Genomic DNA, 25,170 nt, shown 5'->3' on the forward strand with positions numbered 1-25,170 from the left:
ACTAAAAATTATCACCCTAAAGACTCTTCCTCATTCAAGTGTTCCGCTTCAGCTTTTTTTGTATGATCTGCTGCTAACCAAAGATACATTGAAGGAACCACAAAAAGAGTAAATAAAGTACCAATTGAAATACCCATTGCAATCACTAAACCGATGTTATAGCGACTCGCAGCACCAGCGCCAGTAGCAAAAATTAAAGGGATAACTCCTAAAACCATAGCCGCTGTAGTCATTAAAATAGGACGCAGTCGAATTGCAGCAGCCGCTTTAATCGCATCCAGCTTCTTTTGTCCATTGGCTTGCAAGTCATTGGCAAATTGTACAATCAAAATCCCATGCTTGCTGATAAGGCCAATTAAAGTAACCAAACCTACTTCGCTATAGATATTAAGGTTCGCCTCGCCAATACCTAAACTAACAAAAATCATCGCGCCGCAAATCGACATAGGCACACTAATTAAAACAATAAGTGGATCACGAAAACTTTCAAACAAGGCTGCTAATGATAAAAAGATAATAATGAGCGCGAAGAAAAAAGTGACAACTAGATTAGATCCTTCTTGAATAAATTGTCGGGATTGTGACGCATAATCTATATAATACCCCTGCGGCAAGACCTCCTTGGCAATATTTGCAAAAGTTTCCAACGCCTTACCCATGGATACTCCAGGAAATGCAACGGCCGAAATTGTTGCAGAGTTGAGCTGTTGAAAATGATTTAACGACTCAGGAACAATTTGACGTTGCAAGCTAGCAACGGTGGAAAGAGGAATTGAGTCTCCTGAAGCGGTTTTAATATAATAATTTAATATTTGCTCCGGATTTAATCGAGTGTCTCTCATTACTTGTGGAATAACTTGATAAGAACGACCTGCATAATTAAAATAATTAATATATCCCTCACTGAGCGCCGACCCAAACACATTACCAATATCTTGCATGGTCAAACCAAACTGGGATATTTTCTCGCGATCTAAATTAATCTTTGTCTGAATTTGATCGATTTTGAGATCCGGATCAATATAAGCAAAAATACCCGAGGCATACGCTTTCTCCAAGATCCGGTCTAACACATCGTTTAATTTATCAAAAGTTTCAGTTGTATTAATAACAAATTGAATAGGCAGACCACTTCCGCCCCCGGGCAACGAAGGTAACTGGAATGCAGCTACTTTAGCGCCAGCTATTTTATCAAGTTCCGCTTGAACTAACGGCTGTAATTCATTCGAGGTCCTCTGACGTTGGTCCCATGGTTTTAAAACCATACCAATAATAGAGGTATTCAACCCTTGAGCTCCATCAACTTGAAAGATGTGATCCGTTTCCGGATATTTTTTAAAAATCTCATTCACTGCATTTGCATATAGTTTGGTTTGAGCTAAAGATGCGTTTGCTGGAGCAGTAACCTGGGCAATAATAATACCTAAATCTTCTTGCGGTGCTAGCTCGGAATCTGATGAAATAAAGAGGAAGTAATTACTAAACAAAATGATCGCCGCAAAGACAATAACGACCGGCAGATGATTTAATGTTGTGGATAATATTCGCTCATAAGATTTCTCTAGTTTTGCAAACGCATTATCAACATAGGTCATAAAACGTCCTTTAGTCTCCCCATCTCCTACCTTAAGAAATTTAGAACACATCATTGGAGATAAAGTTAATGCAATTACAGCAGAAACAGTGACTGCACCTGCAAGTGAGAAAGCAAACTCAGTGAATAAAGCTCCAGTCAAACCCCCCATAAATCCCACTGGTAAATAAACTGCAATTAAAACCACTGTAATTGCAATAATTGGATTTGCTAATTCCCGGGCACCCAATAAAGCGGCTTTATATCGAGTTTTGCCCTCCTCGATATGCCGTTGTACGTTTTCTACAACAATAATCGCATCATCAACTACCAAACCTATTGCAAGCACTAAAGCCAATAAAGTGAGTAAGTTAATTGAAAAACCCAGAATAAGCATAATCCAAAAGGCACCAACGAGAGATAAGGGAATAGTAACCATTGGAATCACAACGGATCGAATCGAACCAAGAAAGATAAAAATAACAGCAGTTACAATAAAAAATGCTTCTAATAAAGAAACAATAACTTCATGAATAGAAGAATTAACAAATAAACTGGCATCATATACAATTTTTCCTTGTAATCCTTGAGGTAATTGCTCCTGAATTGTTGGAAATATTTTTTTAATATCATCAATTACTGTTAAAAGGTTAGCAGAAGGTGCCACCACAATCCCAATATAAACTGCTGTTCGCCCATCAAAACTGACTGAAGTATTATAATTTTGAGCTCCTAAATTCACTGTAGCCACATCTTCCAAACGGATAATTGCGCCGTTTTGGGCTTTAATGATCATCTTCTTGAATTGATTAACATCCGTTAGATCGGTACTTGCAGTAAGATTTTGAACGAACATTTGTCCATCGGTACGACCTACTGCCGAAATAAAATCATTATTTGCAAGAGCTGCTCCAACTTCTGCTGCTGAAATTCCATATCCAGCCAGCTTTACCGGATCCAGCCAGGCACGCAAAGCAAACGTTTGATTCCCAAGGATCTCTGCTTTTTGTACACCATTAACTGCCTGTAATTTAGGTTGCACGACACGAATCAAATAATCGGTAATTTTATTGATTGGCAATTCATCGCTGTAAAATCCTATGTACATTGAATCAATTGTTTGTCCCACCGACACAGTAATCACTGGTTGCTGTGAATTTTTAGGTAACTGATTCAGTACTGCATTCACTTTGGTAGTGATATCGGACAAAGCTTTTAAGGGATCATAATTTAGTAACAGATTTACTGTTATTGTGCTGGTACTTGGAGAGCTAACGGATGTCATATAATCAATACCATTAGCTTGTGCTATGGAATTCTCTAAGGGAGTAGTAATAAAACCGGCAATAACATCGGGATCAGCTCCAGTATAGACTGTAGTAACAGTCACTATTGCATTTTGGGTAAATGGATACTGCATGATAGGCAACGAACTAATAGAGCGTAAGCCCATTGCTAAAAGCATCAAACTAATCACTGTAGCAAGTACAGGTCTTTTAATAAAAATATCCGTAAACCGCATTCTTACAATCCTTAGATTATTCTTTATCCTCTTTGTTCATCGTAAACCTGGATGAACACAGGCTAGATAACTTTCATTACTCTTCTGTTATTTCTCAGGCACTTTTGGAGATGCCTCATTACTCGGTTGTATTTTATTGTTTATGATGATCTGGCTACCATTTTTAAGCTTTAATTGGCCGCTGGTCACAACAACATCTCCTGGACTCAACCCTTTTAAAACAGCAATCTGATCGCCTCGAGTATCTCCCACGGCCACGAAAATCTGTTTTACCACCAGAATTGGTTGATTATTTTTGTCTTTTTTTCCACTATCTTTAACAAGAAATACAATATCACCATAAGGATTAAAGCTAATCGCCGATTGCGGTAATGTTAGATAGTTTTGTTTCCCTCCTGTTAGAACCTCTACGCGAGTAAACATACCTGGTTTTAATTTAAAATCAGGATTAGGGAGCGTCGCTTCCACTCGAACATTTCGCGTAGCGTTATCTACAATAGGTTCTATTGTAGTAATTTTTCCTTGAAAAATTTTATCGGGGAACGTGTCAGTTACCACTTTTACTGTTTGTCCAAGTTCTAACTTTGCCAAAACTTGTTGGGGTAAATAAAAATCCACATAAATTGGATCTAAAGACTGCAATGTAGTCACTGCATCCCCTACATTAAGATACTGTCCTGGATTAATATTATTTATCCCTAATTGTCCAGAAAAAGGAGCTCGTATCGTCTTTTTTTCCACGGTTGCGGCTTGTTGTGCAACTTGGGCCTGTAAATTTTTCAGATTCCATTCATCAGCATCTACTGTCTGTTTACTTACTGCATGGACCATATATTGGGCTTTATCACGTTTATAGGTAATTTTTGCCAATTCAACTTGCGCCTGTAATGAGTGCAATAATCCAAGTTCTGTACCCGCATTTAATTGCACTAAAACAGTGCCTTCCTTAATCGTTGTACCAGGAGTGAAATAGATTGTTTGGACCATACCCGCAAGTTCTGTAGTGACGTTCACACCTAAACGTGCCCGTATGCTCCCTACTGCTTTTAAGGCGGGTTGCCATGAGGAAGGTTCGACTTTCATGGTCGATACCGTCACAGGAGGTGACTTCATTTGGAGAAAAAATTGGTTCCTCATGTAATTAACAAAAGCTTTCCAGCCAAAAATCAGGCCAAAAAGAATCCCCACCGTAATTAACATTATGATCATCTGTTTTTTCAAAAAAATTTCTTTCATCATAGACACTCTTTGACACACCAAGGTTTATGCCACCAGCCCCCACCTAAGGCCTGGAATAATGCGGCCGTATCACTATAACGCACAGCTTGCGCTTGAATACGACTAATTCGCGTCTGTTGGTACTGCTGTTGTGCATTTAATAAATTGATATAACTTACACCGCCTAAACGATATTGTTGCAGGGTAAGATTCAAAGCAGCTCGAGCCGCGTCTTCAGCTTTTATTTGTGCTTGCAGAGTACGGGCGTCGACTTCTAATCCTCTTAAAACATCCGCCACATTTTGAAAAGCTTGCAATAAGGTTTGTCTGTATTGAGCAGCCGTCTGTTGATAAGCAGCCATTGCTGCACGTCGTTGCGCCAATAAAGCACCGCCATGGAATAAGGGCTGCACCACCTGACCAGTCAGCGCCCAAACTTCATTTCTTTTGGTAAAAAGGTTTGTAAACGTGGTATTCAACCACCCCTCATTCGCAGTAATCGTAAATTGCGGGAATAAATTAGCCGTTGCTACGCCAATTTGTGCACATGCTTGGTGTAGTAATGCTTCAGAAGCGCGCACATCCGGACGTTGACGAACAAGATTTGAAGGCAAGCTCACCGGTAACTCAGTGGGTAATTTTAAACGATCTAATCGAATAACGGGTAAAGGAGCATCTGGAAAAACTCCTACAAGCGTAGCTAAAGCGTGTCTGGCTTGTGCTAAGTTTTTTTGAAGTGGTGGCAAAGTTGCTTTTGTTTGTTCGAGTAGAGTTTGTTGTGTTAATACATTTTCTTTGGAAACGCCTCCCAAACGATACTGTTGATTTAAAATATTAAGAATCCCTTGTTCAGCCTTGATTAAGTCCACTGTTACATCAATTTGAGCTTGATAAGATGCAACTGCTACTGCTGTTGTAACAATATTAGATGTCAACGTCAAATAAGCAGCAATTACTTGAAATTGCTGATAATCCACCTGTGCTTTTAAACCCTCAATTTGACGCCTTGCGCCACCAAAAACATCCAAGGTGTAGGATAAATTAAATGAAGTATAAACAAGATTAAACGTGACGCTGTCACTTGGAATTCCTATTTGTAGCCCTGAATAACGTTGTCTTTGAACCATCTGAGATGCATCAATTGCCGGCCACATTGAGTTACCAATTTGGGCTTTTAGATTTTCTTGTGCTTGACGCAAAGCAGCTGAAGCAGCCGCTAAATTCGGACTATTGGTTAAGCCCGTATGAATTAATTCATTGATTTCGGGTGAATGATAAAGCTCCCACCACAATAAAGGGATATCTTTATTCGTAATAAACGTTTGTGCTTGTCCACCAGCCCCTGAAGTATTTACGGTTTTTTTCGGTAGCGGTTTTTCAGTATATTTTTTGACTTTTGGTGGTCTAGGTGTATGAAAATTGGGCCCTACCATACAAGAAGTTTGCAACACTGCGCTCAGCGAAACCAGTATAAAAACTTTTATATGACGTTTAAAATCAAACACTAACCACAATCCTTTGCCAATCATCCAATGAATAGTTATTAATTTATCATGGATCAGTGTGGGTTGACAGTTTTAGTGAGCAGAATTGTTGTTTTCAGCAGATGTAGTGTAGTTTAATTTGATTGAGCAATAAATGATCATACAGTATAATGAACACCACTTTAAGGGTGCGATTCAATGAGCAACGAAGGAATTAAATATGCCTGCTGTAAAAATAACAGGAATGGGATGTTATTTACCTAGAAACAAAGTACTTTCCACTGAACTTGATTTACAACTTAATTTACCTCAAGGCAGTGTCCAAAAAAAATCCGGCCTGATTTCACGACACTTTGCATCCTCCGATGAAACAACTTCTTATATGGGAGCCCAAGCAGCATTAATTGCAGTCCAAAAGGCAAATATTCAATTAACAGATATTGATGCCATTATCAGTGCCTGCGGTGTAGGTGAACAGCCAATTCCATGTACTGCTGCATTAATCCAAAAAGAATTGGGGTTGGAGCAATCCGGAACAGCTTGTTTTGACATAAATAGTACGTGTTTAAGTTTTATTAGCGCCTTAGACATTGCATCGTATTTAATCGAAGGCGGACGCTTTAAACGTATTCTCATTATTTCTAGTGATATCGCTTCGGCAGGATTGAATTGGGAGGATATGGAAACCTGTACTATTTTCGGCGATGGTGCTGCGGCCTGTGTACTTGAAAAAAGTAAAGGAACACACCGTACTCTCTCGTCACATCACGAAACGCATAGTATTGGCTCTACGTTCTGTCAAATAGAGGCTGGGGGGACACGCCTTCCCCCTAAAAATCCATTACAACATATAGAACAAGGCCTCTTTTATATGGAAGGTAAAAAAGTATTCAAATTAGCGTCCAAATTATTGGACAATCTCATGGACAACCTCTTGAGTAAAGCCAATCTTAACTTAAGTGACATTAATTGGTTCGTACCGCATCAAGCAAGCCTGCTCGCGATGAATCACATACAGAAAAGATTAAATATTCCAACTGAAAAACTTGTTTCTATTTATCCCTATCATGGAAATCAAATTGCAGCATCTATTCCTACGGCATTATGTACTTTAATTAATAGCGGCCAGTTACAACGTGGACAATTAGTGTTATTAATCGGTACTGGAGCTGGTCTAGCAGCTGGTGGCCTCATCTTGGAGTACTAATATGGTTTGCGTTGTGACAGGAGCAACAGGTTGTCTCGGATTGAATTTGACTCAACGATTGATCAAAGAGGGCCATGAGGTAATTGCCTTAGGACGCAATGAGCGGCTTGGCAAAATCATTACGGAATCTGGTGCCCAATTCATAGCAGTCGATTTGCTTAATCAAGATAAGTTAAAAAAAATAACTCTGAATGCTCAAACTATTTTTCATTGTGCGGCCCTATCTAGTCCTTGGGGACGGTATAAAGATTTTTATGATGCCAATGTGCTGGGCACCCAAAATATTATTGAAGCAACGCCCCCAAATACGCGGTTAGTTCATGTTTCATCGCCAAGTATTTATTGTGATTTCACAGAACAACATAATATTAGAGAGGATTCACCCTTACCCGCAAAACCAGCCAACTATTATGTAAAAACCAAATTACTTGCTGAAGCGCTGATTGATAAAGCCTTTCAAGAAAAAAATCTTAATGTGATTACGATACGTCCACGAGCTATTTTTGGTCCTTATGATCGAGCTATTTTACCGCGTATACTCCAAAATGAAAAAAAGGGGATCCTGCCTATTATTGGGAATGGAACTAATGTAATTGACATTACTTATGTTGAAAATGTAGTAGAAAGTCTGCTTTTAGCAGCCCAAGCAAAGCAGCAATTTTGCGGTAACAAATATAATATCACCAACGATGAACCACGAACTTTAATCACCATTATTTCTGAACTTTTTAGAGTCTTAGAAAAGCCATTTATACCTAAATACATCCCCTACTCGATAGCGAAAATATATGCTGCATGTATGGAAGGACTCTATAGTTTCCCACTTATTCAAAAAGAACCACGTTTAACCCGATACAGTGCAGCCGTTTTATGTATGGGACAAACATTAAATATTGAAGCGGCCCAAAAAGACTTGAGTTATCAACCAAAGATCCCCATTAATCAAGGAATAGAACGTTTTACGGAGTGGTATCAAAAATCATGATAGAGTATCAATTATTTGAAGTTGGTTTTTGCAAATATTGTGCGCGAATGACCTTAAAGAATGCCCATTGGAAACAAAGCGAATACCCAGCCCTCTGTACTTTAATCAAACATCCAACTTACGGTTATATCTTATTCGATACGGGTTATACCAACCGGTTCTTCCAATTAACCCAAAAATTTCCCTTTTCCCTTTATAGACACCTAACCCCAGTAATGCTAAAAAAATCGCTTAAAGAACAATTAGCGGAAAATAATATCCAGGCTTCAGAAATTAAAGGAATTGTGATCTCACATTTTCATGCAGATCACATAGGCGGTTTAAAGGATTTTCCCAATGCCCAATTTTTCTGCCACCCTGATGCCATAAACGACATTCATCAAAAAACCGGAATAAAAGCATTAATACAAGGATTCTTACCCGGATTACTTCCTAAAGACTTTTATGAGCGCCTGGTTTTATTAAAAAACGAAATTGAGCTGAAGCCCAGCCTATTCCCCTTTACAACTGGATTCGATCTCTTTAATGATGGACAGATCATTGCCATCCCCTTACCAGGACATGCAAAGGGACAAATAGGTTTATACTTTAAAGCCGAGCAAGATACTTTTTTAATTGCAGACAGTTGTTGGCACCAAGAAACGTTTAAAGAATTGATTTTTCCAAGTAATCTAACCTACTTGATTCACGATAATAAAGAAAGCTATCAGCAAACAATCCAGAAATTACACCAACTTTTTAAAAATAATAAAGAAATCGATATGATTCCTTCCCATTGTCAGCACATTCGCGCTCGTCTTTCAGGAAATCAATCATGATACTTAGACTCCTTTATTATTATTTTAAGACACACTATCTGCGAAAACGATTTAAATCACGAGCCCAACTGTCTACTTACCAGGAAAAAAAATTTAGAAAGCTCGTTAAAACAACTTTATATAAATCCCCTTTTTATCAACCCTATTTGGATAAACCCCTGAGTGAATGGCCCATTATTAATAAAAAAATAATGATGCAACACTTTGATGAAATAAATACGATGAATATAAAAAAGGACCAGGCGCTAGAATTGGCTTTAAAAGCGGAAAAGACCCGCGATTTTTCCCCCTTAATCGATGGTATTGCTGTGGGACTTTCTTCTGGCACATCAGGAAATCGGGGTTTATTTCTTGCCGATGAAAAAGAGAGGGATGCCTGGGCGGGGATTTTATTGGCTAAAGCCTTACCCCAAGGATTAAAACGAAAGGAGCGCATTGCTTTTTTCCTTAGAGCAAATAGTAAACTCTACACAACCCTCAACAAAAGCAAAAAAATTCAATTCCATTTTTTTGATTTACTCGAAAATTTCCAAACTCATATTGATCGTTTAAATCAAATACAACCTACCATTTTATCAGCACCCACCTCAGTATTACTTGCTTTAACAAAGGAAAAACATCGTTTATCCATAACCCCTGGAAAAATATTTGCTGTGGCTGAAGTTTTAGAGAAACGTGATGAAGCAATTATAAGGAATGCTTTTAATTGCCAGGTCGCACAAATCTATCAATGCACCGAGGGATTTTTAGCCATTAGTAATAAAGACAGTAATCATTTATTAATGAATGAAGAATATTTGATTATTGAAAAAGAATGGCTAGATGAAAAACGCTTTGTACCTATAATCACGGATTTAATGCGAACAACACAACCCATCATCCGCTATCGTTTAGATGATGTACTTGTTGAAGAACAATCAAATGGTGTTTTTACACGATTGGCAGGAATTGAAGGACGTGTGGGTGATATTTGTTATGCAACCCAAAATAATAAAGTATTTCCCCTCTTTGCCGATCTGATACGCCAGAAAATGGCATCCTTCACTTTTGAATTCGATGATTACACCATCCAACAACATGCCTTAAACCAATTTACCATTCAAATCACTCCTGATTTACCCGAGAAAGATGCCTTAATCGCTCACTTAAACGAATTATTTCAAGCACTAGATTTCGATATTCCTGCATGGCAATGGCAACCTTTTATAAAAAAAGAGCTTGGTGCTAAAAACCGAAGAATCCAAACACTACCCGAAATCGTGCAGTTTTTTTAAACTCATCATAGAACGAGTACTCAAAGAATAAGACTTCTGAATTTTGTTCCTGTACAATGATGTTTTTTTACACAAAAGATACAAAGTAATCATGCGCTCTAGATCATTTTTTACTAGCCCCAAAATATTCACTAAAAAGACTGTTGAGATGGATGAGCATGCATTCACAAATAATGGATCCACCGCATTGATTACCGAAGGGGTTTGTACTTGCATTGCTTTTGTAATTAAGGGTACATATTTAGATAATGAGCTTGAGAAAATCAATTTTTGTGGGTTATATCATTGGTCAGGTTTTAGAATTTCAAATAAAAACCAAGACCAGTTAGCTCAAGAAACCTTGGAATGTTTCTTAAAAAATCTTCGTATTGCATTTAAATTATCCCATCTTACTCCGATTGAAATAGCATCACTTCAATTTATCGGTGGAGAAAAAAAAGAAATTGACGGTGATGAACTAATCCTGAAGGGGACGGAAGCTGAAGTTATGTCTTTAACAAAAATAGTCCAACAATTTGATTTTAAGGGGCATTATTTTATTCTTCATCCTGAGGCAATTGAACATCATCACTTTTTAACCCGGGGCGATCAATCCATTACAATAAAAGCCACCCCCCACACGTGTAATTTTTATATTGATTCAGGCATAACCGAATATTTATCCTGCAACACAACAGGTGGGAACTCCCCCTAGGGGGAGTCGTAAAGAAATTATCGTGATGCTCTTTGAATATCTTTACCCACATGAGATACGTCTTGCCCAAAACCATGAACAGTACCACAAGAACTTAATGCCCCAAGTGTTGCAAAACATACGCCAATAATCATTATTTTTTTCAGAATGTTCATCTTTTTCCCCTATTTTTATTTTTAAAATGATTTCTGCATGTCTATTATTTTAGACCATATTTTTATAAGTTAGAAATTAATAAATGATTTTTAACTGATAGATCATTAATGTATTTTCTAAAAAATATTGCTACAGTATTTCGATCTTCCGCTATAAAAAAGAGATATAAATTTTGCGTTCACTCTTTGTAATTTATGTTTTAATCGCGCTCACATTAACGGGTTGCTCTTTTTTTGGTGAGCTACATACGAATACAAAGCCAATCAACGCCCCTGATTTAGCAATACAACACATTTATAAAAAACCTAAAGAAAGCAAATCAGCACCTTATTTTAAACGGTTTAATGATCCACAGTTAGAGCAACTCGTCTCTGTAGCTCTTGCTGATGCCCCTGATATGCGCAGCGCCAAAGCACGAGTTGTCCGTGCCAAACAACTTGCAAAAATTGCCTATTCATCACTTTGGCCATTTATAGACTCCAGTGGTTATTTGGACAAAGCCTATTTCCCAATACACGGAAAAATACCACCACCTGTAAACTCAATAAAAATTGACCAAGCGAATATTGCAAATATTGGCTTAAAATTTAATTATGAGCTGGATTTTTGGGGCAAAAATAGAGAAACCTTAGCCAGTAGATTAAGTGAAACATTTGCAGCACAGATGGATCTCGCCGAAACCCAACTTGTTTTGAGCGCAGCGATTGCTACCGCTTATTTTGAAGTACAAAATAACATTATCCAACAGCGTTTGGCCAAAGAAAATGCACGCCTGTTAAAGCAACTTGCTGATATCATCGTGGACCGAGAACGCCAAGGTATTGAATCGAATATTCCTGTAAAAACAGCTGTAGCCGATGCTCAGGAAGCCATATTATCCATAGAAAATTACAAACGCGCTGAAATGCAATCGCGACATCAATTAGCCGTTTTAATAGGTAAAAATCCCTTAAATACACAAATTGAACCCGCTGCTTTTGTTTATAACAAAAAACAACTCCAGTTACCTGCAATAATTCCTGCAAATATACTGGCCCAAAGACCCGATATTGCTTCAGCTCGCGCCCTTACTGAAGCTGCAGCCCATCAAGTGAATGTTGCAAAAACCGCTTTTTTCCCCAATATTAATTTGAAAGGATTGCTCAGTTTACAAAGTCTGTACTTTAGCAAAGCGTTTAATGTATGGCTCCAAAACGATCATGCCTCTGCTGCAGTTGATCTACCGATTTTTGATGCGGGTGCACGAAAAGCGAATCTTGGAGTTAACTATGCTGAATTTGAACTTGCAGTAAACCAGTACAATCAAACTATTTTAAATTCATTGCAACAAGTCAGCGATCAACTTTCTACCTTAAAAACCCTTAATACTCAAATTACAGCCCAGAACCAAGCATTAATTAATATCCAATCCAATTACAAATTACTCCAGGCGCGTTATACTCAGGGAATTATTGATTACACTCAACTAATTGAAATCAAACAGTTATTAATCCAACAAAAAGCCATTTTGAATAATTTGCAAACACGTCAAAAACAAGCTTTTGTAGCCTTATTAGCAGCCTTAGGTGGAGAGCTATAGAATTATGGCAGAACAAACAGAAACTGAAGCCGACTCGAAAAAAGTAGGTGCAACACCTGAAACATTACGTAAACGTAAATTTGCTATACTCCTCCTCGGCGGTATTTTTTTACTAACTGCATTTTTATGGTTTTTCTATTGGCTCATTTGGGGACGATTTGCACTCTATACCGATGATGCCTATGTAAACGGAAACATGGTGCAACTGATGCCTCAAATCCCAGGCACCGTTATCACGATTAACACCGATGAAACCCAATTAGTTACTGAAGGCCAAATCATAATTAAATTGGATCCTACCGATTATGCAATAGCCCTACAAAGAGCTAAAGCCGATCTAGCACAAACCGTCAGGCAAGTACGTCAGTATTTTGAAAATGCGGCTCAGGCACAACAAAATGTGAATGTGAGCAAAGCAAATCTAATAAAAGCGAAATTAGATTTAAAACGTCGCGAAGGTCTGGTTGGTAATCGAGCAGTATCCCGGGAAGAGATGCAACATTATAAAACGACATTAGAGACAGCTCAGGCAACGTATGATAGTTCAGTGCACCAACTAGATGCAGCTCTTGCTTTAGTTGAAAATGCACATTTGTACACTCATCCACTTGTTGAAACGGCCAAAGCAAATCTAAAAACAGCTTATCTGAATTTGCAAAGAACAACGATTGCAGCCCCCATCACCGGTTACGTGGCAAAACGCAGTGTGCAACCCGGACAGCAAGTCTCGCTAAACTCCGTCATGTTAGCTATTATCCCACTGCACGATACCTGGGTAGATGCTAACTACAAAGAGTCCTCTCTAAATGATATTCGTATTGGGCAGCCAGTTACTCTTTATGCCGATGCGTACCCCGAAATGACATATCATGGAACCGTTGTTGGTTTAAATGCAGGAACAGGGTCTGCCTTTTCTTTACTCCCGCCACAAAATGCAACTGGAAACTGGATTAAAATCGTACAAAGACTTCCTGTGCGTATTAGTTTAAACCCCGATGAGTTGAAAAAAATTCCATTGCAACTTGGATTATCCATGCGCGTGACTGTTGATATTCATAACTTAGACGGCCATCGACTTCCACAAACTGCTGAATCTAAATTTAAATATCAAACAACGGTTTATAAAAAACAGCTTGCTGAAGTAAAATCGCTGATTGACGAAATTTTACATGCTAACTCACCCGACATGTTCCTCCCAAGGACAAATCATAATGGCTGAGCGTCCTCCTCTAGTTGGCAGTAGATTGGCTCTGATGACCATTTCTTTATCATTGGCCATCTTTATGAATGTCCTCGATATCTCTATAGCTAATGTTGCCATTCCAACCATTGCAGGCGATTTAGGTGTGAGTCCAGATAATGGCACTTGGGTAATTACCTCTTTTGCCGTAAGTCAAGCCATTATGCTGCCGTTAACAGGATGGCTAGCCAAGCGTTTTGGTGAAGTTCGTTTATTCATCTTCTCTACAAGCTTATTTACCATTGCCTCCGTGCTTTGTGGATTATCAATAAGTTTGGAGATGTTGGTTTTTTTCCGAGTAATTCAAGGTGCTGTTTCAGGACCGATGATTCCTTTATCACAAAGCATCCTCCTTGCTAATTATCCTCCTGAAAAGAGAGGATTGGCAACCGGAATATGGACTATGACTGCGGTTGTGGGACCGATATTTGGTCCAATCCTAGGTGGTGTGATTACCGATAATTATACCTGGCCCTGGATCTTTTATATTAACGTCCCCGTGGGCATCTTCTCAGTAATATTTACGCTCATTACTCTTAGTGGGCGAGAAACACCAATTACTAAATTTCCTATTGACTTTATTGGCCTGATATTATTATCAATAGGCATCGGCAGTTTGCAAATTTTATTAGATAAAGGTCAAGATTTAGATTGGTTTCACTCACCATTCATTATGACTTTAGCAATTATCTCGACGGTTACGCTTAGCTTTTTAATTATTTGGCTTTTAACGCAAAAACACCCGATCATTGATTTATATTTATTCACTAATCGCAATTTTTCTATTGGAACAATCAGTCTAACTTTAGGTTTTATGGTCTATTTTTCCACCGTAGTTATTTTTCCCTTATGGCTACAAACGCAAATGGGTTACACGCCAACTTGGGCAGGGTTTGCAGTTGCCCCGGTGGGAATTTTACCCTTTTTTTTAACACCTCTTGTAGGTAATTATATGGGTAAATTTGATCTACGCATTATTATCAGCCTTGGGTTTATTGTGTTTGCAGGGACATGCATATGGCAATCTACCTTTTACACTGAAATGAGTTTTAATCAACTTATTATGCCGCGCTTTATTCAAGGCATTGGCCTTGCTTTTTTCTTTACCCCATTAATCACGCTCATTTTGACTGAACTCCCTCCTGATCGCCTGGCGAGTGCATCGGGCCTTGTCAACTTTTGTCGAATTTTGGGTAGCAGTTTTGGCACATCCATCAGTGTCACGTTATGGAATCATAGAGAAGCGTTACATCAAAGCCATCTGGTGGAACAAATAACCGCGTACAATCCTTTAGTGCAACAATCACTCAATCAACTTCATTCATTGGGAATATCGGGCCTCAAAGGGTTCGGGGTTCTCTATGCAACAATCATCAATCAAGCATTTATGCTGGCTACAAATGACATTTTCAGACTCGCGGCCTGGATTTTCATTTTTTTGCTGGCCATGATTTGGCTTGCTGAACCTACCTATGTACGCTCGTCCGTAAGGATTGCAACAGAGTGATTGTTTTTGAGCCAATTCTTCCCTATAATCGCCATCGGCTTTAAATAATAAAAATAATAATAAAGGTGTTCTGAAATGAAAAAATGGATTCTACTGGCAACAACCAGCTTAATGATGATGAGTGCTCATGCAGATAAATCTTGGTGTGGATATAAAGATTATTTCCGCTTAAGCGATACATCCCACCCTGGTATCTATGTGGTTAGCGGATTTAATGATGCAGATGTCATGCTTCACCTAATTGGACCACGTAGTTTTGAGATTTTAGACGGCTTTGCATGTCGTTCAGGTTACGCTCATGTTACTGTTGCTTATGACTCAGAGAATTGGTGTGTTCTTGATATTAAAGACGGTCCATTAATGAACCATCCAGTTGTTAATGCTTCTTGTAACGGAATTCGCTACATTGATACAGTATACGATGGCATGGGAAGTTACTCCTATACGATTAATCTTGATTAACAAAGTTACCCCTTGTCCTGAAGAATTAAGGCAAGAGAGACTCCTATAATATTAAGATAAATATTAATCTGGACTCCTTGCCTTTATCCAAGTTTCCCCCGATGGCCCAGCACGTCTTATCTTTTCTTGCCCATATCTAAAGACCAACCACCACCTAAAGCTTTAATTAACTGAATACTCGCAATTTGACGACGAGTGTGGATATTAACTAATGCAAGTTTTGATTGTAGTGCGGTATTTTCAGCGACAACAACTTGCAGAAACGTAACCAATCCTCCTTCGTATCGGTATAACTCTTGATCCCAAGCGCGTTGTGCTGCACGAGCTGCGGCATTTTGGCTTCGATACTCCTTATCGAGCTGATGAATCGCAATCAGATTATCTTCCACTTCTTGGAATGCAGTTAAGACCGTTTGCCGATAAGTAGCAACGGTCTCAAAATATTGAGCTTTGGCTTGATTTAATAAGCCTCGCAATCGACCACCATCAAAAATCGTTACTTGTGCTACAGGTTGCGTTAAGGTCAATAAACTCAACGGACCAAGTGCCCAAAAAAGGCTGGGTTTTGAAATGAGATTCGCAAGACTTTTGCTCTGAAAACCAGCACTTCCACTTAAGTCAATCTCAGGGAAAAAAGCAGCTCGTGCGACGCCAATATTTGCATTTGCCGCTTGAACCCGAGATTCAGCAGCAACAATATCAGGTCTTCTTTCTAGAAGAGTTGAAGGAATGTTGGGGGCTATTTCCAGAAAAATCTTAGGTGATTTGGCTGGAGGCACAGAAAAATTACTAGGTATTTCCCCAACCAATACTGCAATTGCATGTTCAAACTGAGCGCGCTGTAATCGCATGTCTGCTGCCATGGTTTTTGCATTCTCAAGCTGAGTTTCAGCTTCATCCACATCGGCTATAGGTGCAGCCCCACCTCGATAACGATTTTTTGTTAAATAAAGAGCTTTTTGATACGCGATAACGGTAGTATCCAAGATACGTTGTGCCTCATCGCTTCCTCTTAATGCAAAATAATCATTCGCAAGTTCTGCTTGTAGACTCAAACGAACCGAAGCAACATCAGCAGCACTCGCCGTAGCAGTGCGCTCACTAGCAATGACCGAATTGCGAACGCTACCCCATGCATCAAGCTCATAAGAGAGAAAACCGCCCACTAAAAATTGGTTAAATACAGGAGGAGTTACAGGATTCGCTACCGTTCGTGAGTTTTGCTGGCGATCCGCATTGAACAATCCCTGCATGAAGGGGAAAAAATACGATCGAGCTACTTGTACTAATGAAGTTGCTTCTTGAAAATGAGCATAGGCCAATTTCAAATTTTGGTTTGCTCCATTCAGCTGGTTTTCTAAATCATTTAAAACAGGGTCATTAAACGCTTGCCACCAAGCATCGGGTGAAACAATTTTTGGTGTCGATTTAATTTCCACCCATTTTCCTGGTTCCTTAAAGTGTTCAGGGATAGGCATAATCGGGCGATGATATGTTGGAGCCAAAGAACAACCCATTAATGCAAAAACAAGTGCTCCAGCACCAAGCAATTTTTTCATGAAACAACTCGCACAGTTTCACCATTCATAATGGCATCAGGAGGATTAAGTACAACGCGATCACCGGGCAAAACTCCTGTGGCAATTTCAACTGTTGCACCAAAATCGCGTCGTAGCGTAACCGATTTTAAGACAATCTTGTTGTCTTTATCCAAAGTCGCGACTTGTAATCCTTGAGCCTGAAAAAGCAAGGTATTAACAGGAAGAATCACCGTTTTGGGAGGAATAGCTAAAGTAAACCAAACTTCAGTATACCCACCTGGCAATAACTCCTTATTTTTATTGGGAGAAATAAATTGAGCGAGCAAAGTACGGGTATTTGGATCAATCGCTTGCGCTGTTTCAAATAATTTGGCCGAAAAAACTTGCTTGGGGTGCTCCGCAAAATGGAGATCTACTGTCATATTGGGTTTAATTCGTGAAGAGTAATACTGAGGAATTTTGACATAAATTCGCAAAGGACTTGTTTGGGCAATACGAAACAAGGGTTGCGCTGTTGAACTACTTCCTGCGTCAATTAAATCACCAATATCGGTGGCGCGATCTGTAATAACACCATCAAAAGGAGCGATAACACGTTCAAAACCGACTAATTCTTGTAATCGTTGCAAATTAGCTTTAGCAGCAAACATCGCAGCCTCTAAAGCCGCAGCTGTACTCACTTTTTCGTCAGTCTCTTGTTGAGATACCGATTCTGTTTTTACTAAATGAAGCCAACGCTTTGCAGTAATCTGCGCCAATTGATTATTTGCAATTGCAGTCTTCAAATCAGCCCTTGCCTGACGTTCCTGCGCATCAAGCTCCGGTGTTTCAATAACGGCAAGCAAATCACCTTTTTTAACCTGACTGCCAATATCTACATACCATTTTTTTATATAACCATTAGTCCGTGCATAAATAGGTGACTCGTGCCAAGCTTGAACATTGCCTGGTAAAATAATTTTATCAACCCCTTTTTCTTGTTTGGCTTCCATCACTCGGACCACAGGAACAGCATCTGCAAGAGTCTCATTACGTAAGTTTATCGCTGCATAAATACGTAAAACAATTATCACTAAAATGAAGAGTAAAAAAACTGTTATCGCGATAACAAGTCGTCTATGTTTATGGTTCTGTACATATGATCGAATGGATTTAAGCATGGTCCTTCCTTTGCTTCTTCTTCAACTTGCGTTCGTGAATTACGTAAAAAATTGAAGGGACAAAAAAGAGAGTAGCCATCGTTGCAAAAGATAACCCTCCAATTACCGCCCGTCCTAATGGAGCATTTTGCTCCCCTCCATCTCCCAAGCCTAAGGCCATAGGAAACATACCGATTATCATGGCTAATGCAGTCATCATAACAGGTCGTAAACGCGTCTGTCCTGCCTCAAGCGCTGCTTTCATGGGATCATTTTCAGTTGCAAGATGATCGCGAGCAAAACTAATAATAAGGATACTATTTGATGTTGCAACTCCCATACACATTATTGCTCCTGTGAGTGCAGGCACGCTTAATGCGGTATGAGTAATAAATAACATCCAGGCAATTCCTGCAATCGCAGCAGGCAAGGCAGTAATAATAATAAATGGATCAACCCATGATTGAAAGTTAATAACAATCAGCAGATAGACTAACAAAATCGAAAAAGCCAAACCCCAATACAAACCATTAAATGCATGCTCCTTAGTATCAATTTGCCCACGAATCGCTACCGAGGATCCTCTGGGCAACTTGTTTTGCGTATCATTAATAATTTTCTGGATGTCTTTAGTTATCGACCCTAAATCTCTATCTTGGATTGAAGCAAAAATATCAATCACTGGTTGAACATTATAATGAGACTCAACAACAGAGGTCCAAGTACGTTTCAATTTTGCAAAAGAACCTAAAATTTGCAGTTGACTGGGCAGAGTTAAACTTCCAATTGGGATATTAAGCAAATCATTTAATGAGGTCATGACGTATTGGGGTGCTTGAGTGACAATTGGATAAGACACCCCATTTTTAGGATCTAACCAAAATGTGGGGGTCGTCTGAAAACTACCTGATAAGGTCACTAATAAATCAGAGGCGACATTGAATTGAGTAAATCCAAGTTCATTTGCCAAACTACGGTCAACCTCCACAAAAAACTCAGGATAATTGTTAGATTGTCTTATTCGCACATCTGTGAGACCAGGAACACGCTTTAACTGCTTCATCAAGTTATTGGCATAACGCGCATTGTCATCTTTTTTTAAGCCAATAACCTGAATATTAATAGGTGATGGCAAACCAAAATTGATAATTTGGTTTACGATATCAGCCGGTAAAAATGCGAACGTCACAGCAGGAAAATGTTCTCTTAGGACTGATCTTAATTGATGCACATAATCAGAACTGGGGCGATGCCCGTCTTTTAAAGAAATTAAGATGTCAGCATCTTCTGGTCCATTCGTTGCTGAATTGCTGTATGATAAATTAATACCGCTAACGGGTAACCCAATATTATCAACAATACTCCCCATATCTTTAGGGGGTATCACTTGGCGAATCACAGTATCAATATTATCTACAATTCGTGCAGTTTCCTCTACTCGGGTTCCCGTGGGAGCACTAATATGTAATTTAATTTGTCCTGCGTCCACATCAGGAAAGAAATTCGAACCAAGCCATGGCCAAAGCAATAATATTGAAATGGCAACAAAACCTAAAAAGTAACAAATAAAAACTTTTGCATTGTTTAATACCCAAGATAATGATTTGGAATATTGGCCGCGCAATCGTGCAAATTGTTCTTCAAATGATTGGTGTAGGCGCGCAAATCGTCCCTTATCTTGCGCTTCCCCGCTCAAATCGTGTTTATGCAACCAATATTTTGCCAGGGTAGCGACCAGAGTACGTGATAAAATATAAGACATGAGCATGGCAAAAATTACCGCCTCAGCTAAAGGCACAAATAAATATTGAGCCACGCCCCCTAAATAAAACATAGGGACAAACACGATACAAATACATAAAGTTGAGACTAAGGCAGGTATTGCAATCTGTTTGGCACCGTCAAGAATTGCTTGTTCTACTTCTTTACCCTGTTCCAAATTCCAGTTAATGTTTTCAATAGCAACCGTCGCATCGTCAACTAAAATACCCACAGCAAGTGCCAAACCACCTAGGGTCATGATATTGATTGTCTCTCCCAACGCAGAAAGAATAGTAATCGATGCAATAATGGATAAAGGAATGGACAAAGTAATTATAAGCGTACTCCGTAAACTTCCTAAAAAGAGTAAAATCATAAGCCCGGTTAATGCCGCTGCAATCACTCCCTCCGTAATAACTCCGTGAATCGCGGCGGTAACAAAGATTGATTGATCTGCAAAATTGGACAAATTAAGTCCTTCTGGAAGCATGTTCTTAACTTTAGGCAATAAATCCTTAACTCGATTCACGATATCTAAAGTAGATGCATTACCGGTTTTTTGGATTGACATCATCACAGCCCGTTTTCCATCCACTCGTACTATATTGGTTTGGGGTGCAAATCCATCACGCACATGTGCCACATCACGGATATATAAAACCCGACCAGGGGTTGATTTAACCGGCACATCATTTAAATCAACGGCTGAAAGCGGACTACCATTTAATTTAACAATGTATTCATACTCACCTATTTTTTGTGTACCTGCAGGGATAATCAGGTTTTGCGCAAGAATTGCACTATTAACTTCTTGTGCGGAAATACCATAGGTTTGCATGGCTGGAAGATCTAAATCGACCTGGATTTGACGTATTTTACCCCCATAGGGATACGGTAATGCGGCTCCTTGTACGGTTGCAAGTTGAGTACGCAGAAAGTTATTGCCCAAATCATTTAATTTTTGTTCTGGGATGGTTGCACTCGATAATACCAGTTGTAAAACAGGAACTGTTGAGGCTTTATAGCTTAAAACCAATGGCGGTAGTGTCCCAGGTGGTAAGTTACGGAGCATCGTTTGTGCGATTGCTGTGACTTGGCTTAAAGCCAAATCAACATTCACATTGGGTTGAAAAAATAATTTGATTACACTGACACCAATCAGCGACGATGATTCAATATGTTCAATATCATTTACGGTGGTAGTAACGGCCCGCTCAAAAACACTCGCAATGCGATTACCCATTTCATCAGGAGGCAAGCCTGAGTAATTCCATACAACGCTCACAACCGGGATATTAATGTCAGGAAAAATATCTGTAGGAGTACGCATTATTGCTAGTGGCCCAATAATAAGGAGCATTAAGGCCATTACAATAAACGTGTAAGGTCGCGAAAGTGCAATCCATACAATCCACATAAATATCCATATTAACGATTTGAAAAGTAGACCATTATATCCATGAAATACATCAAATATTAAGAATAAACTTGAGTTTTTATTGGGAAATTATGCCTAAACTCATTTAGATAATCCTCTTTTTTGAAAAAGAGGAATTATTTATAATAAGATTTCAACAAGTCAGCTGCAAATGAGATTTTGTTTTGGATTGAACTTACCCACTTTTAACTGAGATCAAATTCCTGACCACAACGAACAAAACCAGCAAAACCTTGAGTTTGTGCATCAGGTAGCGCTCCATCATTATAATGATACAACCAACACTTGGCTTTAATTTCAGGCTCTAAGGTGACTAACTGATCAAAATGAGCATGAACTCCACTAGGAGTTTCCATGGTTTCACAATCATGAAAAATTACAGATGCATCATGATAATAGGGCGAAAAGTGTTCAGGGGTAAACCGCGCATCCGTTGTAATGAAGATTTTTTTCCCTTTGTAACCAATATTCAAACCATAACTGGGCATTAATTCTTTATTAGAATAAATATGGAAAGTTTGTACTGGGTTCAATGTTAAGCCCTCCCAGTTAAAAGGGTGACCAGTACGAACTAATTGAACTTTAAAATAATCGCTTAAAGTCGCTTCTTTATCATCGAGTGTTTTTAACCCTCCACTTAGACTGCCATTCCATAAGAGATCAACTAAATCCTCATGGATAATTAAACGAGGCATTCCCATCGGTTGGGAGGCAAATTTTCGTTGAAAAGCGAACCACTCGATCCCGCCGATATGATCGGCATGTAAATGACTAATATAGAGTGCATCAATATCTTGAGATTGATATCCGGCTTTAGTTAAAGAAAAACGAATATCTGTACCACAATCTATCAGAAGTTTTTTACCACTATCTGTTAAAAGTAGCATATTTGATTGAAAATTTCCGAAATCCGTTCCTATACCGCTACCGGCTCCTAAAAATAACAATTTCATTAAATAATCCTTGAACTGTTTAAGGATCAAGTCTGGCTCGTCCTGGAATTCCCTAATTAACAGACCTCTCTTCTATAAAGAATAGCATTTAAAATAAGTTATTAGAAATAGCCTCCATTATTATATAAATAAGCTATTCTTGAAGGTAGGTTAATGGAAAAAAGAGTCAAACGTGCTCAGAAAGCTCCATCTTAAAAACACACGTCTTTTATACTACTTTTTCTTCTTCTTAGCGCTCACGTTAATGAGCCTTATCATTTGTTTATTTGCCTTAAAACACATCGCAGTTCAAGAGGTTATTGATGGAAATGAGCGTTATCAATTGTATATGTTAGCTAATAAACTTCGACAAAGTTCTGATGATTTAACCGAGATGGCCCGCCTTTATATAGTAACGGGCGAGAAAAAATACCGTACTTACTATAATGAAATTTTAAGCATACGCAATGGAACTTCGCCCCTACCTTTAGACTATGATGAATTGTATTGGGATTTGGTTATTAAAAACAAACGACCCCAATCTTATGGCCCAGCAAAATCATTATCCTCAATGATGTTGGAGCATCATTTTACTCTCAAAGAATTTTCATTACTAACTAAAGCAGAAAACCAAAGTAATAAACTATCAGAAACTGAAATTAAAGCCATGAATTTATTTGAGGGGAAATATCCAGATAAATCAGGGAACTACACGATAATTGGCAAACCTAACCCTCAATTAGCGCAACAAATGGTTTTTGGCGATGATTATACGAGTGCCAAATTACAAGTGGTAAAACCCTTACAAGAATTTTTTAAACTGGTAGATAGCCGTACATTCATAACCAATGAAAAAATTGATCTCAAGATGTCAAAAATTATTGCCTTGGCTCTTGCGCTTTCACTTCTGTCAACAATACTCATGCTCTTTTTTATTATTCATGCATTAAAAACATTATCGAGAGTAAATGAGGCAAATGACTTATTACTCTTGAATATTTTGCCAGAAGCAATCGCCTCACGCTTGAAAATGGGAGAGGAAGATATTGCCGATGAATTTTCTCAAGCCAGTGTTATGTTTGCAGATATTATTAATTTTACGCAACTAACGGAACAATTGGGTGCTAAAAAAACGGTAAATATCCTCAATCGCTTGTTTGCTGAGCTTGATAAACTCACAGAAAAATATTATGTAGAAAAAGTTAAAACCATTGGTGATAACTATATGGCAGTCTCAGGTGTTCCCGAACAAACCACCCGGCATGCAATAAATATAGCGAATTATGCGTTGGCTATTCTGGATCGAATGATGACTTTTAATCAAGAACATAAGATGGAACTTCAGTTTAGGATTGGTATCACCTATGGTACGGTAATCGCCGGAATCATTGGTCATAAAAAATTTGTTTATGATATATGGGGTAATGTGGTCAACTTAGCCAGTCGTCTAGAAGAAACCTCCCTTCCTAATAAAATCCATATCTCGGAAAAAATGGCCTTTATGCTTCAAGATGAATTCATTATTGAGCCACGAGGAACTCTAGAAATGAAAGGAATTGGCAAGGTAAACACTTTTTTCCTGTTGGGAAAAAAAGAAGTATAAACCACCGTTAGCGTTTATTTATCCTTATGGCAACGTGGACAAATTCCATAAATATTCAATGCATGATCCGTCATGTGAAAATTGGCGCGTTCGGCAATAGTTTTCTGTCTTTGTTCAATGACTTCATCAACAAACTCTTCAACACAACCACATTTAATACAAACCAGGTGATCATGATGTGCCCCCTGACTCAATTCAAATACAGAGTGTCCTCCTTCAAAATTATGTCGATTCACTAATCCTGCAGCTTCGAATTGCGTTAACACACGATAAACAGTTGCAAGACCAACGTCTTCTCCTGTCTCTAATAGCGCCTTATAAACACCTTCCGCGCTCAAATGATGATTAAGAGATTGCTCCAATATTTGTAATACTTTTAAACGGGGTAAAGTAATCTTCAATCCAGCATCTTTTAGCTGCTTACTCTCTTCCATCAATTCTCCTTCGCAGTAAAGAACTTGTCTTATCGAAACCTGAAAAAATTCCAGTAGATCCGGTACCCTTAGCTTGCACAGTAAGGTTTATCTGCTTTTCTAGGTTAAAGGTGTCTTTCATTAAATGACGTGTTATTATGGCGAAATTTTTCACGATAGGCAAAAAAATGAGAATAATAATTTTTCTACTAGGAATTGTATGCACCTTAACTCTTACTCAATGCTCATCATTTGATCTGTCTCGACGAGTAGCACAGCAAGGAAATTTGTTACCAAAATCGAAAATTGACCGACTCAAAATAGGGATGAGTAAAAATGATGTTGCTATATTAATGGGGACTAGTTTGTTAAGTCCTACGTTTAATGAAAACCGCTGGGACTACGCATACACTTGGCGTAGAGGCCGAGGATATATGACTATGTCCACAGTGAGCTTATACTTCCAAAACGGTGCTCTGGCTCGTATCGAACGTGGTAAACTAAAACCAGGGGTAGCATCACTTAATCAACCACCAGACATTAATCAAGAATAAGCAGGACATAAAGCGGTGCTGTATCGTAGCCTGGGTGTAGCGAAGCGAAACCCGGGTTTCGCTTCGCTAA

The 25,170-nt window shown here is 38.7% G+C and carries 20 protein-coding genes; 11 read left to right on the top strand and 9 right to left on the bottom strand.

Features of this window, described 5'->3' with window-relative positions:
* Window positions 1-11: 11 nt before the first annotated feature.
* The 3 genes from ACWTEW_RS17880 to ACWTEW_RS17890 form a co-directional block, all read right to left on the bottom strand.
* A complete protein-coding gene (locus tag ACWTEW_RS17880; RefSeq protein WP_454783016.1) occupies window positions 12-3,095 on the bottom strand; it encodes an efflux RND transporter permease subunit in 3,084 nt (1,027 codons plus the stop codon).
* Between the two features lie 87 nt (window positions 3,096-3,182).
* Window positions 3,183-4,331, bottom strand: a complete 1,149-nt coding sequence (locus ACWTEW_RS17885) for an efflux RND transporter periplasmic adaptor subunit (RefSeq protein WP_454783074.1) — start codon at window positions 4,329-4,331, stop codon at window positions 3,183-3,185.
* Window positions 4,331-5,818: an efflux transporter outer membrane subunit gene (locus tag ACWTEW_RS17890; RefSeq protein ID WP_454783017.1), complete on the bottom strand. Its 1,488-nt coding sequence runs from the start codon at window positions 5,816-5,818 to the stop codon at window positions 4,331-4,333. Before ACWTEW_RS17890 ends, ACWTEW_RS17885 begins: the two co-directional genes overlap by 1 nt.
* A 199-nt stretch (window positions 5,819-6,017) precedes the next feature.
* Between ACWTEW_RS17890 and ACWTEW_RS17895 the strand changes: the two genes are divergently transcribed.
* The 5 genes from ACWTEW_RS17895 to ACWTEW_RS17915 all read left to right on the top strand — a co-directional run bounded on the left by ACWTEW_RS17895 (window position 6,018) and on the right by ACWTEW_RS17915 (window position 10,775).
* Complete coding sequence (locus ACWTEW_RS17895; RefSeq protein WP_454783018.1) at window positions 6,018-7,004, top strand: beta-ketoacyl-ACP synthase III; 987 nt, start codon at window positions 6,018-6,020, stop codon at window positions 7,002-7,004.
* 1 nt (window position 7,005) lies between these two features.
* Window positions 7,006-7,989, top strand: a complete 984-nt coding sequence (locus tag ACWTEW_RS17900) for an NAD-dependent epimerase/dehydratase family protein (RefSeq protein ID WP_454783019.1) — start codon at window positions 7,006-7,008, stop codon at window positions 7,987-7,989.
* Complete coding sequence (locus ACWTEW_RS17905; protein ID WP_454783020.1) at window positions 7,986-8,807, top strand: MBL fold metallo-hydrolase; 822 nt, start codon at window positions 7,986-7,988, stop codon at window positions 8,805-8,807. The genes ACWTEW_RS17900 and ACWTEW_RS17905 overlap by 4 nt, the downstream gene beginning before the upstream one ends.
* Window positions 8,804-10,081 (top strand): F390 synthetase-related protein, encoded by a 1,278-nt coding sequence (locus ACWTEW_RS17910; RefSeq protein ID WP_454783021.1) that lies wholly within the window; start codon window positions 8,804-8,806, stop codon window positions 10,079-10,081. The genes ACWTEW_RS17905 and ACWTEW_RS17910 overlap by 4 nt, the downstream gene beginning before the upstream one ends.
* 91 nt (window positions 10,082-10,172) lie before the next feature.
* A complete protein-coding gene (locus ACWTEW_RS17915; RefSeq protein WP_454783022.1) occupies window positions 10,173-10,775 on the top strand; it encodes a hypothetical protein in 603 nt (200 codons plus the stop codon).
* A 17-nt stretch (window positions 10,776-10,792) separates the two neighbouring features.
* Here ACWTEW_RS17915 and ACWTEW_RS17920 read toward each other — a convergent pair whose 3' ends face one another.
* Entirely contained in the window at window positions 10,793-10,930 is a 138-nt protein-coding gene (locus tag ACWTEW_RS17920; RefSeq protein ID WP_454783023.1) for an entericidin A/B family lipoprotein, read from the bottom strand.
* Window positions 10,931-11,103: 173 nt separating this feature from the next.
* Here ACWTEW_RS17920 and ACWTEW_RS17925 point away from each other — a divergent pair, with 173 nt between their 5' ends.
* The 4 genes from ACWTEW_RS17925 to ACWTEW_RS17940 all read left to right on the top strand — a co-directional run bounded on the left by ACWTEW_RS17925 (window position 11,104) and on the right by ACWTEW_RS17940 (window position 15,719).
* The gene (locus ACWTEW_RS17925) at window positions 11,104-12,510 is read left to right on the top strand and encodes an efflux transporter outer membrane subunit (RefSeq protein WP_454783024.1); all 1,407 of its coding nucleotides are present in this window, start codon (window positions 11,104-11,106) and stop codon (window positions 12,508-12,510) included.
* A 4-nt stretch (window positions 12,511-12,514) separates the two neighbouring features.
* On the top strand, window positions 12,515-13,729 hold the full coding sequence (locus ACWTEW_RS17930) for an HlyD family secretion protein (protein WP_454783025.1): 1,215 nt from the start codon (window positions 12,515-12,517) through the stop codon (window positions 13,727-13,729).
* Window positions 13,722-15,257, top strand: coding sequence for a DHA2 family efflux MFS transporter permease subunit (locus ACWTEW_RS17935; protein ID WP_454783026.1), 1,536 nt, complete (start codon window positions 13,722-13,724; stop codon window positions 15,255-15,257). The genes ACWTEW_RS17930 and ACWTEW_RS17935 overlap by 8 nt, the downstream gene beginning before the upstream one ends.
* Window positions 15,258-15,332: 75 nt before the next feature.
* On the top strand, window positions 15,333-15,719 hold the full coding sequence (locus ACWTEW_RS17940) for a hypothetical protein (RefSeq protein ID WP_454783027.1): 387 nt from the start codon (window positions 15,333-15,335) through the stop codon (window positions 15,717-15,719).
* A gap of 116 nt (window positions 15,720-15,835) precedes the next feature.
* On the opposite strand, the gene ACWTEW_RS17945 is transcribed toward ACWTEW_RS17940, so the two are convergent.
* The 4 genes from ACWTEW_RS17945 to ACWTEW_RS17960 form a co-directional block, all read right to left on the bottom strand.
* A complete protein-coding gene (locus tag ACWTEW_RS17945) occupies window positions 15,836-17,278 on the bottom strand; it encodes an efflux transporter outer membrane subunit (protein ID WP_454783028.1) in 1,443 nt (480 codons plus the stop codon).
* Window positions 17,275-18,420 (bottom strand): efflux RND transporter periplasmic adaptor subunit, encoded by a 1,146-nt coding sequence (locus ACWTEW_RS17950; RefSeq protein WP_454783029.1) that lies wholly within the window; start codon window positions 18,418-18,420, stop codon window positions 17,275-17,277. The genes ACWTEW_RS17945 and ACWTEW_RS17950 overlap by 4 nt, the downstream gene beginning before the upstream one ends.
* On the bottom strand, window positions 18,413-21,577 hold the full coding sequence (locus ACWTEW_RS17955; protein ID WP_454783030.1) for an efflux RND transporter permease subunit: 3,165 nt from the start codon (window positions 21,575-21,577) through the stop codon (window positions 18,413-18,415). The genes ACWTEW_RS17950 and ACWTEW_RS17955 overlap by 8 nt, the downstream gene beginning before the upstream one ends.
* A 206-nt stretch (window positions 21,578-21,783) precedes the next feature.
* Window positions 21,784-22,551 carry an MBL fold metallo-hydrolase gene (locus tag ACWTEW_RS17960; protein WP_454783031.1) on the bottom strand — a complete coding sequence of 256 codons (768 nt, stop codon included), beginning with the start codon at window positions 22,549-22,551 and terminating at the stop codon, window positions 21,784-21,786.
* 172 nt (window positions 22,552-22,723) lie between these two features.
* Here ACWTEW_RS17960 and ACWTEW_RS17965 point away from each other — a divergent pair, with 172 nt between their 5' ends.
* A complete protein-coding gene (locus ACWTEW_RS17965) occupies window positions 22,724-24,133 on the top strand; it encodes an adenylate/guanylate cyclase domain-containing protein (RefSeq protein ID WP_454783032.1) in 1,410 nt (469 codons plus the stop codon).
* A gap of 14 nt (window positions 24,134-24,147) precedes the next feature.
* Here the strand turns inward: ACWTEW_RS17965 and fur are convergent, their stop codons facing one another.
* Window positions 24,148-24,567 carry a ferric iron uptake transcriptional regulator gene (gene fur, locus ACWTEW_RS17970; protein ID WP_454783033.1) on the bottom strand — a complete coding sequence of 140 codons (420 nt, stop codon included), beginning with the start codon at window positions 24,565-24,567 and terminating at the stop codon, window positions 24,148-24,150.
* Between the two features lie 137 nt (window positions 24,568-24,704).
* On the opposite strand from fur, the gene ACWTEW_RS17975 reads away from it, so the two are divergent.
* Window positions 24,705-25,100 (top strand): outer membrane protein assembly factor BamE, encoded by a 396-nt coding sequence (locus tag ACWTEW_RS17975; protein WP_454783034.1) that lies wholly within the window; start codon window positions 24,705-24,707, stop codon window positions 25,098-25,100.
* Window positions 25,101-25,170: the final 70 nt, after the last annotated feature.

This window comes from Legionella stuttgartensis (assembly GCF_977063405.2).

Bases quoted from the DNA above. Each gene is read 5' to 3' on its own strand.
- ACWTEW_RS17880 (WP_454783016.1), bottom strand. From the start codon at position 3,095: ATGCGGTTTACGGATATTTTTATTAAAAGACCTGTACTTGCTACAGTG.
- ACWTEW_RS17885 (WP_454783074.1), bottom strand. From the start codon at position 4,331: ATGAAAGAAATTTTTTTGAAAAAACAGATGATCATAATGTTAATTACG.
- ACWTEW_RS17895 (WP_454783018.1), top strand. From the start codon at position 6,018: ATGCCTGCTGTAAAAATAACAGGAATGGGATGTTATTTACCTAGAAAC.
- ACWTEW_RS17900 (WP_454783019.1), top strand. From the start codon at position 7,006: ATGGTTTGCGTTGTGACAGGAGCAACAGGTTGTCTCGGATTGAATTTG.
- ACWTEW_RS17905 (WP_454783020.1), top strand. From the start codon at position 7,986: ATGATAGAGTATCAATTATTTGAAGTTGGTTTTTGCAAATATTGTGCG.
- ACWTEW_RS17910 (WP_454783021.1), top strand. From the start codon at position 8,804: ATGATACTTAGACTCCTTTATTATTATTTTAAGACACACTATCTGCGA.
- ACWTEW_RS17915 (WP_454783022.1), top strand. From the start codon at position 10,173: ATGCGCTCTAGATCATTTTTTACTAGCCCCAAAATATTCACTAAAAAG.
- ACWTEW_RS17920 (WP_454783023.1), bottom strand. From the start codon at position 10,930: ATGAACATTCTGAAAAAAATAATGATTATTGGCGTATGTTTTGCAACA.
- ACWTEW_RS17930 (WP_454783025.1), top strand. From the start codon at position 12,515: ATGGCAGAACAAACAGAAACTGAAGCCGACTCGAAAAAAGTAGGTGCA.
- ACWTEW_RS17935 (WP_454783026.1), top strand. From the start codon at position 13,722: ATGGCTGAGCGTCCTCCTCTAGTTGGCAGTAGATTGGCTCTGATGACC.
- ACWTEW_RS17940 (WP_454783027.1), top strand. From the start codon at position 15,333: ATGAAAAAATGGATTCTACTGGCAACAACCAGCTTAATGATGATGAGT.
- ACWTEW_RS17945 (WP_454783028.1), bottom strand. From the start codon at position 17,278: ATGAAAAAATTGCTTGGTGCTGGAGCACTTGTTTTTGCATTAATGGGT.
- ACWTEW_RS17950 (WP_454783029.1), bottom strand. From the start codon at position 18,420: ATGCTTAAATCCATTCGATCATATGTACAGAACCATAAACATAGACGA.
- ACWTEW_RS17955 (WP_454783030.1), bottom strand. From the start codon at position 21,577: ATGTGGATTGTATGGATTGCACTTTCGCGACCTTACACGTTTATTGTA.
- ACWTEW_RS17960 (WP_454783031.1), bottom strand. From the start codon at position 22,551: ATGAAATTGTTATTTTTAGGAGCCGGTAGCGGTATAGGAACGGATTTC.
- fur (WP_454783033.1), bottom strand. From the start codon at position 24,567: ATGGAAGAGAGTAAGCAGCTAAAAGATGCTGGATTGAAGATTACTTTA.
- ACWTEW_RS17975 (WP_454783034.1), top strand. From the start codon at position 24,705: ATGGCGAAATTTTTCACGATAGGCAAAAAAATGAGAATAATAATTTTT.